The sequence below is a fragment of the Cryobacterium sp. MP_3.1 genome (assembly GCF_035984795.1).
Classification (GTDB): domain Bacteria; phylum Actinomycetota; class Actinomycetes; order Actinomycetales; family Microbacteriaceae; genus Cryobacterium; species Cryobacterium zongtaii.
On sequence record NZ_JAXCHV010000009.1, the window covers coordinates 1 to 13,740 of the forward strand.

The window sequence follows — 13,740 nt, forward strand, 5'->3', positions numbered from 1 at the left end:
TCCTCGAACACCAAAGCCAATACTGGCTCCGACCACCGGCCACCATCGACCCCGGCCAAACACTCATCGAAATACCCAGCAAAAACCCTGCCACGGGTGGGCAGCGGCCGTTGCCGTCCTAGGCCAGGCCCAATCGACGGGTTGTCCGGGAGGGGGTCAGGCGCCCTCGACGGCGGGGGTGACGCGCAGGCCCTCCATGAAACGGAGCACGTTCTCGTCGACGATGATGTCGCTCGGGCGCAACGGCCGGGTGAGGTAGAGGCCGTTCAGGCTGGTCAGCCGGCTCAGCGCCACATAGGTCTGGCCGGGACTGAACACCCGGGTGCCGAGGTCGACGATCGCCCGCTCGTAGGTGGCGCCCTGCGACTTGTGGATCGTGACCGCCCAGGCCAGCCGCAGCGGGAACTGGGTGAACTCGGCCACGACATCCTTGCTGAGCTTTTTCGTCGCCGCGTTGTAGGTGTACTTGAACTTCTCCCACACCGTGGGCTCCACCTCGTGGGTGGTGCCGTCGATGTCGACGTACACGGTGGAGTCGACCCGTGTCACGGTGCCGATGGTGCCGTTCACCCAGCGAGGACCCCCGTCGAGCGGGTTGTCGTTGCGGAGGAACATCACCTGGGCACCGACCTTGAGTTCGAGAACCTCGTCGGCCGGGTAGGTGCGTCCACCGAAGTCGCCGGTGACCTCGGCTTTGGCCGAGAGGGACTTGCCGGACAGTCGCTTGAGCGCGGCAGCGTTGATGCGATTGACCGCGTCGTTGCGGGTGGCCAGCGTGATGACTCCCTCGCTCGGCGGGGTGCGGGCACCCGCACCGTTGAGTGCCCCACCGATCTCGGGCGTCACCTGGCCGTAGCGCACCGCATTGAGCATCGTCTTGAAGCCGGCATCGTGCTGACGGTGGATCTCGGTGAGTTCGAAGATCTTCAGCTCGGCGCTCTGCCACACCTTCGCGTCGAAGAACCACATCGAGCGGTAGGTGTCGGCGAAGTAGGCACGTTCCTCGGGGTCCCCCGGCACCGGTGCGAGCTGATACGGGTCGCCGAAGAGCACGATCTGAACGCCGCCGAAGGTATCGTGCGGGCGTTGCCTGGCCTGGCGAAGGCTGCGGTCGATGGCATCCATCAGGTCGGCGTTGACCATGGAGACCTCGTCGATGACCACGGTGTCGATCGTGTTGAGCAGCTTGCGCAGTTGATCGTTCTGGTCGATCGCGTGATCGGCGATGACCCCGATCGGCAGCCGGAACAACGAGTGCAGGGTCTGACCGCCCACGTTCAGGGCGGCGACGCCGGTCGGCGCCGCGATGACGATCTGCTTACTGGTATTCCAGGAGAGGTGGTTGAGCAGCGTGGACTTACCGGTGCCGGCCCGACCGGTGACGAAGACGTTCTGCTTGGTGCCCTCAATGGCGGCGAACACCTCGGCCTGCTCGCGCGAAAGCGGAATTTCGGGGGGAAGCGCGGTCACGGGGAACTTTCGGTGGGATGCGGGGCGATGCGGCGCGAAGGCACGAGAAGCATCACGTTTCCCTTCCACTGTAACCGTCCGGCCGGGCCCACGACCCGCGCCCCGGCCTGCCGGTGGATAACTCACCGAGCTCGACCCGGTGCACCGGTCAGCCCGGCCGGCATCAAGCGGCGCAGCCGCACCGAGCTCGGAGGTGGCCCCCGTAGGATGTGGAGGTGAGCTACGGGGTCGGTAACGGGGTGCGGCGGGCGCGCTATCTGCGTGCCACGCTCGCGGTCTGCGTTATCTGCGCCCTGCTCGGCGCCGCCCTGGTCGCCACCATCGGCGCTCTCAACCGCGATCTGTACAGCGCCGGCGGGTTCGTGCGGCAGTACCTCGACGCGCTGGCCACGCACAACACCGACACCGCGCTGGCACTTCCCGGCGCCGAACCGACGGATGCCGACCTCGAAGCGGCCGGTCTCCCCCGGGACCTGCCGCGCACGCTGCTACGTCCGTCGGTGCTGGGCTCGATCACCGACATCGAATTCGTCAGCGACACGGCCAGCTCCGCGGACACCGAGCTGGGCCAGAAGAGCCAGCACACCGTGGTGTTCGACTTTCGTCTGGACGGCACCCAGACCTCGATGGAGTTCACCGTGGAACGCCTCGGCACCGTTGCCGGCCTGTTCAGCACCTGGGGCTTCGCCGCGAGTCCCCTGGCGGTGCTGCAGGTGACGGTGTTGCACGAGGCCGACTTCTCGGTGAACGGACTCACCCTCGACACCCGGGCCCATGCCGCGGCCGACGCACCGATCACGTTCTCGAACCGGGGTTCGTACCTGGCCTTCGCTCCGGCGGTCTACGACATCTCCCACGATTCGACGTTGCTGACCGCGCCCGTGCAGAGTGTGCCCGTCGTGGCCTCCGGTGCCGCCGACGTCACGGTGGACGCGGTGCCCAACACGACCTTCACCGGCCAGGTGCAGACCAAGCTCAATGAGTTCCTCGACGAGTGCGCCACCCAGCAGGTGCTGCAACCGTCGAACTGTCCCTTTGGCATCGAGATCGACAACAGGGTCAAGTCCGCCCCGGCATGGTCGATCGCGCAGTACCCGGAGGTCGTCCTCACGGCCGGCGAGACGGCCTTCGATATGCCCAGCACCGGCGGCCAGGCACACATCGTGGTCGACGTGCAGTCCCTGTACGACGGCGATCTGAGCACCCGCGATGAGGATGTGCCGTTCTCGGTGGCCCTCTCCGTCACGATCCAGCCCGACGGCGCCCTGGCCATCCAGCTGCGCTAGCGGCGGGTGCCGGCTCCGGGGCCCGGTCCGGCGCTATCTGTCGTGCGCTGCCAGGCGGGCGAGGCGGTCGTTGTAGTCGTTGAGCTCGGCCTCGCCGGTGCGGTCGGCGTTGCGGTCCCGGCGCTTGGTTTCCTTGTCGTCGCTGCGGCCCCACTGGATGGCCACGATGATGGCCAACGCGATGGTGGGGATCTCGCCGACGCTCCAGGCGATCCCGCCGCCGGCCTGCTGGTCGGCCAGGGCGTTCAGCCCCCAGTCACGGCCCATGGCGCCGTACCAGTCCGCGAGGAGCAGGCCGGTGCCGGTCATCAGGGCCAGGCCGAAGAAGGCGTGGAACGCCATGGTGCCCAGCAGCAGCAACAGCCTGAACGTGTACGGCAGGCGGAACGGCACCGGGTCGATGCCGATCAGGGACTGCACGAACAGGTAGCCGGTGATCAGGAAGTGCACGATCATCCACTGGTGGCCGATGTGGTCCGTCGTCGCCCAGCTGAACAGCGACGTGTAGTAGAACACCCACAGCGACCCGGCGAAGAGCACCGCGGCCACGATCGGGTTCGAGATGATGCCGGCGAAGCGCGAGTGCACGGCCAGCAGGATCCACTCACGGGGGCCCCGGCTGCCGTCGCGGCGCATCCGGATGGCGCGGGCCGCCAGGGTGACCGGAGCGCCGGGAACCAGTAGCACCGGCACCAGCATCGTCAGGGCCATGTGCGCGAGCATGTGGGTGGAGAAGAGGTACTTCTCGTAGACGTTCACGCCGCCGTTGGTGATGTAGAACAGGGTGACCATGCCCAGCGTCCAGAAGATGGTGCGGTGCAACGGCCAGCTGTCGCCGCGGCGGCGCAGCCGCCGCACCCCGGCGAGGTAGAAGAAGATGCCGAACGCGCAGAACAGCACCCAGGCGAGATCGAAGTTCCACTCGGTGAAGTACCTGGCGAAGGTGAGCTCGGGCGGCAGGGGCTCGCCGGTGAGGATCTGCGCCGGGGTGGCGGTGGGGATCGCCGTGGTGACCACCTGGGCGACCGGGGTGGCCGTTCGGGCGAGGGCAGCGGCCACGCCGCTGGCCAGGCCCATGAACGCGATCTCGCCCACCACGAGCCACCAGAAGAAAGTGTCGGTGCGGCCGGCGCCGGTGCGCATCCGGCCGATCAGGTATCGGCGCTGCAGCACGCCGAAGCCGCCGAGCACGAGCAGCAGCGCCACCTTGGCGAGCACCAGGACGCCGTAGCCGGTGAGCAGCCGGTCCCAGCTGCCCACGCGCAGCTCGGCGCTGACGTAGCCGGAGGCGGCGACGACCACGAAGCTGACCAGCGCGAGGGTGGAATACCGGCCGACGACCTCACGCAGGCGCGTGGACGACAGCTGGTTGTGCAGCAGGACGATGGTGAGAATTCCGCCCAGCCATACGGCTGCGAAGACCAGGTGCAGGCCCAGCGCCGTGATGGCCGCGTCATGGCCCTCGGCGCCGGCGGAGTGGCCCTGCTGGGCCATCGGCAGCAGCGCGAGCAGGGCGAGCACGGTGACGAAGACCAGCGCGGTCTGGTTGCGCACGGCGAAGCAGAGCACGGTGACGGCGGCGGCGATCAGGGTGGTGGACAGCCAGGCCTGGCCGAGCTCGATCTGGCTGAAGAACTGACCGACCGTGGCGCTGAAGGTGTCGTTGAAGCTGATCGTCGCGTTGGTGACCTGGAGGAAGGTGAGGAAACCGGTGATCGCCGACGCGATGGTGAGGAACGCGGCGGAGCCGGCGGCCAGGTCGATGGCGGTGCCGTACTCCCGTTCCTTCGGGCTCAGGGCGAAACAGGTCAGGACCAGGGCACCGAGGGTGCCGGCCGCGCCGAGGTTGACAAGCAGCTTGGCCACCGGAAGGCCCCATCGCACCACAGCGCCGGGATCGGCGAGCAGCTGGGCCTCGGCGCCGCCGCCGTAGACCAGGCCCGCCACCGTCGCCACAATCGCGGCCAGCAGCAGGGCTGCCGGCCCGATGATTCGCACATAACGGGGCACCACTCCAGCTTAACCGGCGGGGGACGCCGAACCCGCCGTGGCCGGCCACCGCGCAGCCGGGCGCCGCCGGTTAACGAGCGGTGGGCGCCGACCGAAGTCGACGCCCACCGGCACTACAAAAGCTGAAACCTACTTGGCGGCAGCCTTGAGCTTGCTACCAGCGGTCAGCTTGACGCGGTGGCCGGCAGCAATGGCGATTTCTTCGCCGGTCTGCGGGTTGCGGCCGGTGCGAGCGGCGGTTGCGGTGCGCTCGACGCCGAGCCATCCCGGGATGGTGACCTTGCCGTCGTTCGCAACGGTGTCGGCGAGGGTTGCAAAGAAAGCGTTCAGAACGCCGTCGACAGCAGCCTGGCTCTGGCCAGAATCTGCGGCAACCTTGGCAACGAGCTCGGTCTTGTTCAGCGACTTGTCAGCCATTGAGTGTCCTCCTCGGACCTTCGTCTGTAAAAAAACAGGTATTCACGTGAAGCGGGCGACGTTGAGACAACGCCTCCGTTGGTCGGTTCGACCGCGTTGAATCTAGCATTGATCCGCGAGATTCCGCGGATTTACGGCGTTTCGGGACGCTTTGCCCGTCGTATTGGGGTGTGTTTGTGCTGTGCGCGAACTGTGCGCCCCCGTACGGGGACGACGGTGCCGTTCGGGCGTAGACGCAGAACAGGGGATGTCCGACCGAAGTCGGGCATCCCCTGTTGATACTGCGCTGTTCGCGGTTACGCGATCAGTAGCTGGTTACCAGCTGGACTTGGTGATGCCGGGCAGCTCGCCGCGGTGCGCCATGTCGCGGAAACGTACGCGCGAGATGCCGAACTTGGAGAGGTGGCCACGGGGACGACCGTCAACCGCGTCGCGGTTGCGCAGGCGAACCGGCGAGGCGTTGCGGGGCAGCTTCTGGAGGCCCTTGCGAGCCTCTTCACGGGACTCGTCGGTGCCGGCCGGGTCGACAAGAGCCTTCTTCAGCTCGAGGCGCTTCGCGGCGTAACGCTCAACGATGACCTTGCGCTGGTTGTTCTTGGCAATCATGCTCTTCTTCGCCATTTTTAGCGCTCCTCACGGAAGTCAACGTGCTTGCGCACTACGGGGTCGTACTTCTTGAGTACGAGACGGTCGGGGTTGTTGCGACGGTTCTTCTTGGTCACGTAGGTGTAACCGGTTCCTGCCGTCGAACGCAGCTTGATGATCGGACGTACGTCCTGAGCCTTAGCCATTAGATTTTCTCCCCACGTGCGAGCAGGTCCTTGACGACCGACTCAATGCCGCGAGCATCAATAACCTTGATGCCCTTTGCCGAGAGGGTCAACGTGACGTTGCGGCGAAGCGACGGCACGAAGTACTTCTTGGTCTGCACGTTCGGGTCGAAACGGCGCTTGGTGCGCCGGTGCGAGTGCGAAATGTTGTGTCCAAAGCCGGGAACGGCTCCGGTCACCTGGCAGGTTGCTGCCATGGTTTTCCTCCAATACCGAAGGGCGAATGCCCTTCCCAAGATCTCTTGTCGGCCGGTTCGCGTTGGATTCCACCCTGAAGCGGCCTGCCGAAAGGTGAATTTCAGCGGCTGATTCGGTGGGAGGAAAAGTCACGAACAAGCAATGCACGCACAGATATGCGCAGCAGCTACCCAGCCTACGGGGTGGGGCGGTCCGATGCAAGCGCGGTGCACGCCGCGCACAGGCCGAAGATGTCGATGACGTGGGCGGCTTCGGTGAAACCGTGCTTGGCCGCCTCCTCGGTGGCCCAGTTCTCGATGGCGTCCACCTCGATCTCGACGGTGAGTCCGCAGTTGCGGCAGATCAGGTGGTGATGGTGATCCGTGGTGCTGCACGCCCTGTACAGGCTCTCGCCGTCGGGCGACTGCAGCGAATCGGCGTCGCCCTCCAGTGCCAGGTCGGCGAGCGCACGGTAGACCGTGGCCAGGCCGATCGGGGAACCGCTGGTGTGCAGAGCCGAGTGCAGGCCCTGGGCGCTGACAAACCCCTCGACGCGGCCGAGCTCGGTGCGCACGGCCTCTCGCTGCCAGGTGTTTCGCTTCATGATTCCAACCGTAGCCCGGCGCGGACAGGAGTGGGAACGCCACCGGCGCGCGCACGCAATGAGCGTGCCCCCAGTGCGAGAAGGAAGCAGGCCGCGGCGGTGAGCGCGATGGCGGGCCCCGCCGCCACATCGAGAATGCGGGACAGCAACACGCCGACGACCCCGGATCCGGCGCCGATGAGAGGGGCGAGCAGGACGATTCCCGGCACGGTCCGCATCAGCAGTCGGGCGGCCGCGGCGGGGGCGGCGATCAGGGCGATGGCGAGGATGGCGCCCACCGCGGGCATCGCCGTCACGACAGTGGCGGCGATGAGCACCAGCGTGAGAAGCTCAATCGGCCACTCCCGGTACCCGGCGGCCCGGAAGCCGGTGCGGTCGAAGGTGGAGAACAGGATCTCCTTGCCGAAGAGAACGGCCGCGAGCACCGCCGCGGTCAGCACCGAGGCGGCCAGAATCACGTCGCCGTCGGTGACGGTGAGCATGGAGCCGACCAGGTAGGACTCCACGTGCACGGGCAACGACGGGTTGAGTGCCTGGAGCAGCACACCGAGCGCGAACCCGGCGGTCAGCATGATCCCCGACGCGACCTGGCTGCCCTGGCGGCGCACCCGGCCGAGGAGGGTCATCACCGCCACGATCACGGCGCTGGCGACGGCGGCCCCCAGCGGGATGCTCACTCCCAGCAACGCCGCCGCGACGGCACCGGGGAACGTGGCGTGGGTGAGCGCCTGGGCGAAGAAGGTGCGCCGGCGCAGCAGCACCAGGGTGCCGACCAGGCCGCTCAGCGCGCCGATGACGGCTGCGGCGAGCAGGGCCTTCTCGAAGTAGCCCATCAGGCGGTCACCGGTTCCGGATCGACGGCCGGCTGGGCGGGGCGGCGTATCCGGTCAACCGCGAGGCGGCCGAGGAGCACCAGCAGGTAGCCGGCCACGAGCACCAGCACCACGGTGGCGCCGCTGGGCAGGTCGATGCCGGCGGAAACGGAGGCTTCGAAGCCGAGCGTCAAGCCCACCCAGGAGCACAGGGCGGCGAAGCCGGCCGCGAGCGGGAACAGAGCCCAGAGCCGCACCGTGACCAGCCGGGCCACGGCACCGGGCACGATGAGCACGGCAAGGACGAGCAGATTGCCGACGGCGCTCGACGCGGCCACCACCACGAGGGCGATGGCGACGTTCAACACCAGGTCGAGCAGCAGCGGCCGGTAGCCGGCCGCGGCGAACGCGGTGCGGTCGAACGCCCGGAACACCTGCTGCTTGAGGGTGAGGCCCACCAGCAGCAGAGCGATGGCGCAGATCACCAGCGTCTGGGTCACCTCGGCGGCCGTGACCGTGAGCAGTCGGCCGAAGAGCAGCTGTTCGAGCTGACCGGCGTAGTTGGTCTGGCGGGAGACCACCAGGATGCCGATGCTGAACATGGCCGTGAAGACGATCGCGATCGCCGCATCCCCCGACACGGCCCGCCGGGTGATCACGGTGAGCACGACCGCGGCCAGGATGGCGGCGATCATGGCGCCGACGAAGAGTCCCTCGCGGCCGCCCCAGACGAAGCCGATGGCGATGCCGGGGAAGACGGAGTGGGTGAGGCCGTCACTGATGAATTCGAGGCTGCGCAGGTTGACGAGCACTCCGACGACGCCGGCGACGAGGCTGAGGGCGAGCAGCACCACCAGCGCCCGCGCCATGAACGGCAGGGTGAACGCGGTGAAGAGGGGTCCGAGCAGGTCGGCCATTCAGTGGCCTTCGTGGCCGGGAACGACGAGCGTGTGCTGGTCAATCTCGACGCCGACCTCGTGGAAGGTGCGCTGCACGTTGTCGAGGGTGAGCACACTCTCGCGTGGTCCGAAGGCGACCTGGTTGCCGTTGAGCAGCAGCACTCGCTCGCAGACGGCGCGGGCCAGTTCGAGGTCGTGGGTGGACACGAGCACGGCGACGCCCTCGGCCTTGAGCCGGTCGACGGTGCCGACGAGGGCGTCCCGATTGGACTGGTCGAGGCCGTTGAAGGGTTCGTCGAGCAGCAGCAGCCGGGGGCCGGCCGCCACGGCGCGGGCGAGTAGGCCGCGCTGCTGTTGGCCGCCGGAGAGTTCGCCGAACCGGGTTGTGGCGAGGTGGTCGAGGCCGACGGTCTCCAGCGCAGCTGCCACGGCCTTGCGGTCCTTCCTGCCGGGCAGGCGCAGCCAGCCGAGCTCGCGGTAGCGGCCCATCATGACGACCTGTTCGAGACTGACCGGGAACTCCGGGTCGAGCTCGTCGGTCTGCGGCACGTAGCCGACGGTGCCGGCCGGGGCAGTGGCGTGGCCGAGCACCTCGACGGTGCCCTCTGTGCGGTGGATCAGGCCCAGGATGCCCTTGAGCAGGGTGGACTTGCCCGAGCCGTTCGGCCCGATCAGTGCGACGGCCTCACCGGGATGCAGATCGAAGTCGATGCCGGTCAGGGCCGGGGTCTGGGCGTAGGCGAACGAGGCCCCGGAGACGCGGAGGGCGAGCGGTGCGGGCATCCGCTGCTGAGAAGGGTTCTCGTTCACTGTTCAACTATTGCAGGTCGGCGGGTACGGCGCTGGGCGTCACGCCCCAGGACTCCAGGATGAGGCGCACATTGTGCAGCTGGGTGGCGATGTAGGTGGCGCCGTCGCTGTCGGCCGGGCCGAGCGAGTCACCGTAGAGGGCGTCGTCGCCGGAGTACACCGCCACGCCGGCCTCTGCGGCGATGGTGTCGGCCGCCTTCGGGTTGATGGAGGCCTCCGAGAAGACGGCCTTGACGCCGGTGGCCTTGACCGCGGCCACGAGGGCGTCGATCTCGGCGGCGCTCGGCTCGGCGTTGTCGTCGAAGCTGGGGATGACGCTGCCGACATACGTGATGCCGTAGGCGGCGGTGAAGTAGCCAAAGGCGTCGTGGTTGCTCACCAGTAGGCGCTCGCTGGAGGGGACGGCATCGACGTTCTCGCGGATCCAGGCATCCAGTTCGGCGAGCCGGCCGGTGTAGACGTCCTCATTGGCCTCGAAGTCGGCGGCGTGGCTGGTGCTGGCGGCGGCCAGGCCGTCGGCGATGGTGGCGACCATGGTCTCGGCATTCTTCACGTCGGTCCAGATGTGCGGGTTGCCGCCGGCGTGGTCGTGCTCGGCCACGTCGGTCGGTTCCTCGGTGGCGTCGTCCGTTGCTGCGTCCGCGGCGTCGTCGGCGTGCTCGGCCTCGTCCTCGTGGCCGGCCTCGACACCCTGAATGGTGATGCCCTCATCGGAGTCGATGGTGACCCCGTCGAAGCCGGACGCCTCGATGGCGTCGTCGAGCCACTCTTCGAGCCCGACGCCGTTGATCACGAGCACATCCGCCGCGCCCAGGGCGGTGAGGTCGGCGACCGACGGGTCGTAGCTGTGCGCGCTCTGGTTGGGCTGGATCAGCTGGGTGATCGTGACGCCGTCGGTGTCGCCGACGATGTTGCGGGTGAGGTCGGCGATCTGGGTGGTCGTGGCGACGACCTTGAGGTCGCCGTCCGATCCCGCGGCGTTGGTGGCGGTCGTCGAGCATCCGGCCAGCACGAGAGCGGCGGAGGCGGCCAGGGCGGGGAGGAGGAGTCTGGGGGTCTTCACGATCGAAACGCTACGCCTATTGATAATGATTGTCAAAACCATTAGAGCCGATGCCGGCGGGTCAGAGGTGCCGCAGGTATCGCTCAGGGGCGTCGAGGAAGCTGGCCCAGTTGGTGACCAGGTCGAGGTCGCGCCAGGCCATCTCGCGCAGTCCCCACTCGCCCACCTCGAGGATCCGGGCACCGGGCAGAGCGGCGAGCAACGGCGAGTGCGTTGACATGACCACCTGCGAACCGCCCGCGGCCAGCAGCTCCTTGAGGTGTCCGAGCAGCGCCAGGCAGCCCGAGAACGAGAGTGCGGATTCGGGCTCGTCGAGAACCCACAGGCCCCGGCCGCGGAACTTGTCGATGGCCAGCTCGAGGAACGATTCCCCGTGCGAGATCTCGTGGAAGCGCGGCTCAGGCCCACTGCCCGGGTTCTCCTCCAGGTAGGTGAAGAAGCCGTGCATGGTCTCGGCGCGCAGAAAGTAGCCGCGCCGGGTGCTGCCGCCGCTGCGCACCAACCGCAGGTGGTCGTGGAGCGAGGATTCGCTGACCCGGGTGGAGTTGCGTGCGCCGGTGGAGCCGCCCTCCGGGGAGAGCCCCCAGGCCAGGGCGATGGCCTCCACCAGCGTGGACTTGCCGGCGCCGTTCTCTCCGACGAAGACCGTGGCCGGCCCGAGGTCGATTCCGGTCTCAAGCAGCTGGGCCACCGGCGGCAGGGTGGCTGGCCAGGCGTTCCTGGGCATCGGATGCTGCGGGTCTTCCTCGATCCGGCGCAATGGTGTGCTCTCGAAGGCCATGCCCCATCCTCCCCCGCCGAGCGCCGATCCGCGCATCCGGTTCGCCGCCGTGCGGCGGCCCCGACTTGCGGCAGACACCCCCGTCAGCGGTGTCGAAGGGGGATTCTGCGGCAACTCGGGCGCTGCGCCCGACGGTGACATCGGGCACACTCCCGTTTCAGAGCCCGCACAGGGGAATAGTGCGGCAAGTCGCGGTGGCGACGCCCGCCGTCTACTCTGTTGCCATGAGAGCACGCGCCGGCAAGGGCACCGCCCCGCCCGCCGGGAGCCTGCCCGCACGCACTCGCCTCGGTCGGACCAGCCGGGCCGGCCGTGCTGACCGGTCGGTGCCGCCCGCCCCGGTGGCGATGCTGCGCCCGTGGCGGCTCGACGACGCGACCAGTCTGCAAACCGCCTTCACCGTGAGCGGCGACCTGGCCGCCCAGGTCGGTGCGATCGAGCTGTCGACGGTCGCGCGCTGCGAGAGTTTCATCACCGAGAACCTCGCCCCCGCGACGGTCTCGCGGCAGAACTTCGCGATCAGCCTCGACGGCGTCGCGGTGGGCAACGTGGGTGTGGGCAGCATGGAACACCGGCACGGAACCGGCTGGGTCTACTACTGGGTTTCGGCCGAGGCCAGGGGCCAGGGCCTGGCGACGCTCGCCCTCGCCTCGATCGCCGACTGGGCCTTCACCGAGCAGGGCCTGCACAGGCTGGAGCTCGGCCACCGCACCAACAATCCGGCCTCCTGCCGGGTCGCCACCACGGCGGGTTTCGCGGCCGAAGGCATCGAGCGGCAGAAACTGAAGTACGGCACCGAGCGTTTCGATGTGGAGACCCACGCCCGGCTCCGCACCGATCCGCGTCCCCCAGTCCGCCTCCTGTCCACCATCACCTTCTAGGCCGGGTCGATGGACGAGCCGTCGTCAACACCCCCGTCAGCGCCGGCACCTGCCCGCGCGGCCGACCGGCTCCTGGCGGTGGCTGGGTTGGCGAACGCCCGCGACCTGGGCGGCATCCCGTACCGCACCGGCGGTACGACCGCGGCGGGCGTGTTCTTCAGGTCGGAGAACCTGGACCAGACCACCCGCGCCGGCTGGGATCAGCTCTACGCGGCGGGCATCCGTACCGTCGTCGATCTGCGCCAACCCGGCGAGCGCGCCCAGGACAGCCAACCGCGACCGGACTGGCTCACCACGGTGCCCGTCGACCTCGACGGGCTGGAGAACACCGCATTCTGGGCGGACTACTGGGACAACGGCCTGGTCGGCACCGCGCTGTACTACCTGCCGCACCTGGCCGCGATGCCGGAACGGTCGGGGGCCGCGCTGGCGGCGCTGGCCCGGGCGGCACCGGGCGGAGTGCTCTTCCACTGCGCGGCGGGCCGGGACCGCACCGGGCAGATCGCCCTCCTGCTGCTCACCATCGCCGGCGCCGAGCCCGAGGCCATCGTGGACGACTACCTGGAAACCGTGCGCCGCGGCGACCAACGGGCCGTCGCATCCGGTCGGGCACACGAGGAGGCCGAAAGCGAGGCGCTCTGCCGATCCTTCGGCACCACAACGGAGGGCGCCTTTCGCACGGCCCTGGCAGGCCTCGACCTGCCTGCAGTGCTCGCCGCGGCGGGCATCACCGACACCGAGCTGGCCACCCTGCGCAGCTGGCGACAGAGCCGCACGGCCTGAGCCGCGATGTCGCCGCGCCGCGCCTCCCCGATTGAAGTGATCGAACGCCTACGCGCGGCCGGCTGCGTCTTCGCCGAAGACGAGGCCCGGTTGCTGACGGCGGCCGCAGGAACACCGGCCGAACTGGAGCAGCTGCTCGGACTGCGCGAATCCGGACTGCCGCTCGAACAGGTCCTCGGCTGGGTGCAGTTCTGCGGCCTGCGCATCACCGTGCGGCCCGGGGTGTTCGTGCCCCGCCGCCGCACCGGCCTGCTGGTGAAGCGGGCGGCCCGGCTCATCCGGCCCGGTTCGGTGGTGGTCGACATGTGCTGTGGAACCGGCGCGGTCGGCGCCGCCCTCCTCACCGCGGAACCGGAGCTGACGCTCTACGCCGTCGACATCGACCCGGCCGCCACGGCATGCGCCCGGGAGAACCTCGCTCCGCGCGGCGGCACCGCCCTCACCGGCGACCTGTTCGCTCCGCTGCCACGCACCCTGCTCGGGCGGATCGATGCCATTGTGGCGAACGCCCCCTACGTGCCCACGGATGCCATCGCCCGGATGCCGCCCGAAGCGCGGCTGCACGAGGCCAGGGTCGCGCTCGACGGCGGCCCGGACGGTCTCGAGGTGCAGCGCCGGCTCGTGGCGGCGGCCCCGGAGTGGCTGGCCCCCGGCGGGCAGCTGTTGGTGGAGACCAGTTCCAGTCAGGCGCCGCAGACTCTGGCGATCTTCGCCCGGCACGGCCTCACCGCCCGCGTCGTGCACTCGCGGAAGCTGGACGCCACGGTCGTGATCGGCGCCACCGCATTGATCGGCGCTCGCTCGGCCTGAGTCCCGGGGTCCAGCGCCCGGAGGCGTGAAAATTCTCCCGTCACTGCACCTCCTGCGGCTCGCCGCGCCCGCTCTAGCGGGCGCGCTGGCCGGTACGAGGTGCAGTG

Annotated in this window: 16 protein-coding genes; 4 read left to right on the forward strand and 12 right to left on the reverse strand. The window is 68.8% G+C overall.

The window, feature by feature from the left end:
- Window positions 1-156: 156 nt before the first annotated feature.
- Window positions 157-1,470 carry an ATP-dependent DNA helicase gene (locus RCH12_RS07745; RefSeq protein WP_240632306.1) on the reverse strand — a complete coding sequence of 438 codons (1,314 nt, stop codon included), beginning with the start codon at window positions 1,468-1,470 and terminating at the stop codon, window positions 157-159.
- Between the two features lie 215 nt (window positions 1,471-1,685).
- Here RCH12_RS07745 and RCH12_RS07750 point away from each other — a divergent pair, with 215 nt between their 5' ends.
- On the forward strand, window positions 1,686-2,756 hold the full coding sequence (locus RCH12_RS07750) for a hypothetical protein (RefSeq protein ID WP_327016538.1): 1,071 nt from the start codon (window positions 1,686-1,688) through the stop codon (window positions 2,754-2,756).
- Between the two features lie 33 nt (window positions 2,757-2,789).
- Here the strand turns inward: RCH12_RS07750 and RCH12_RS07755 are convergent, their stop codons facing one another.
- The 11 genes from RCH12_RS07755 to RCH12_RS07805 form a co-directional block, all read right to left on the reverse strand.
- The gene (locus RCH12_RS07755; RefSeq protein WP_327016539.1) at window positions 2,790-4,766 is read right to left on the reverse strand and encodes a cytochrome c oxidase assembly protein; all 1,977 of its coding nucleotides are present in this window, start codon (window positions 4,764-4,766) and stop codon (window positions 2,790-2,792) included.
- A 129-nt stretch (window positions 4,767-4,895) separates the two neighbouring features.
- Window positions 4,896-5,183: an HU family DNA-binding protein gene (locus RCH12_RS07760; protein ID WP_066598601.1), complete on the reverse strand. Its 288-nt coding sequence runs from the start codon at window positions 5,181-5,183 to the stop codon at window positions 4,896-4,898.
- A 315-nt stretch (window positions 5,184-5,498) separates the two neighbouring features.
- Window positions 5,499-5,804 (reverse strand): 30S ribosomal protein S14, encoded by a 306-nt coding sequence (gene rpsN / locus RCH12_RS07765; protein WP_035835254.1) that lies wholly within the window; start codon window positions 5,802-5,804, stop codon window positions 5,499-5,501.
- A 2-nt stretch (window positions 5,805-5,806) separates the two neighbouring features.
- Window positions 5,807-5,974, reverse strand: a complete 168-nt coding sequence (rpmG, locus tag RCH12_RS07770) for a 50S ribosomal protein L33 (RefSeq protein WP_066598602.1) — start codon at window positions 5,972-5,974, stop codon at window positions 5,807-5,809.
- Window positions 5,974-6,210: a 50S ribosomal protein L28 gene (gene rpmB / locus RCH12_RS07775; protein ID WP_066598603.1), complete on the reverse strand. Its 237-nt coding sequence runs from the start codon at window positions 6,208-6,210 to the stop codon at window positions 5,974-5,976. The genes rpmG and rpmB overlap by 1 nt, the downstream gene beginning before the upstream one ends.
- Window positions 6,211-6,386: 176 nt before the next feature.
- Window positions 6,387-6,794, reverse strand: a complete 408-nt coding sequence (locus RCH12_RS07780; RefSeq protein WP_174776366.1) for a Fur family transcriptional regulator — start codon at window positions 6,792-6,794, stop codon at window positions 6,387-6,389.
- The gene (locus RCH12_RS07785; RefSeq protein WP_327016540.1) at window positions 6,791-7,627 is read right to left on the reverse strand and encodes a metal ABC transporter permease; all 837 of its coding nucleotides are present in this window, start codon (window positions 7,625-7,627) and stop codon (window positions 6,791-6,793) included. Before RCH12_RS07785 ends, RCH12_RS07780 begins: the two co-directional genes overlap by 4 nt.
- Window positions 7,627-8,523: a metal ABC transporter permease gene (locus tag RCH12_RS07790; RefSeq protein ID WP_103431323.1), complete on the reverse strand. Its 897-nt coding sequence runs from the start codon at window positions 8,521-8,523 to the stop codon at window positions 7,627-7,629. Before RCH12_RS07790 ends, RCH12_RS07785 begins: the two co-directional genes overlap by 1 nt.
- Window positions 8,524-9,315 (reverse strand): metal ABC transporter ATP-binding protein, encoded by a 792-nt coding sequence (locus RCH12_RS07795; RefSeq protein WP_327016541.1) that lies wholly within the window; start codon window positions 9,313-9,315, stop codon window positions 8,524-8,526.
- A 7-nt stretch (window positions 9,316-9,322) separates the two neighbouring features.
- Complete coding sequence (locus RCH12_RS07800; protein ID WP_327016542.1) at window positions 9,323-10,378, reverse strand: metal ABC transporter substrate-binding protein; 1,056 nt, start codon at window positions 10,376-10,378, stop codon at window positions 9,323-9,325.
- Between the two features lie 61 nt (window positions 10,379-10,439).
- A complete protein-coding gene (locus RCH12_RS07805; RefSeq protein ID WP_103431320.1) occupies window positions 10,440-11,159 on the reverse strand; it encodes an AAA family ATPase in 720 nt (239 codons plus the stop codon).
- A 224-nt stretch (window positions 11,160-11,383) separates the two neighbouring features.
- On the opposite strand from RCH12_RS07805, the gene RCH12_RS07810 reads away from it, so the two are divergent.
- From RCH12_RS07810 to RCH12_RS07820, 3 genes are read left to right on the forward strand one after another with little or no spacing between them, the layout of a single operon-like run.
- Window positions 11,384-12,040 (forward strand): GNAT family N-acetyltransferase, encoded by a 657-nt coding sequence (locus tag RCH12_RS07810; RefSeq protein WP_243399168.1) that lies wholly within the window; start codon window positions 11,384-11,386, stop codon window positions 12,038-12,040.
- Window positions 12,041-12,049: 9 nt separating this feature from the next.
- Window positions 12,050-12,823, forward strand: coding sequence for a tyrosine-protein phosphatase (locus RCH12_RS07815; RefSeq protein WP_327016543.1), 774 nt, complete (start codon window positions 12,050-12,052; stop codon window positions 12,821-12,823).
- A 6-nt stretch (window positions 12,824-12,829) separates the two neighbouring features.
- Window positions 12,830-13,633, forward strand: coding sequence for a putative protein N(5)-glutamine methyltransferase (locus tag RCH12_RS07820; protein ID WP_327016544.1), 804 nt, complete (start codon window positions 12,830-12,832; stop codon window positions 13,631-13,633).
- Window positions 13,634-13,740: the final 107 nt, after the last annotated feature.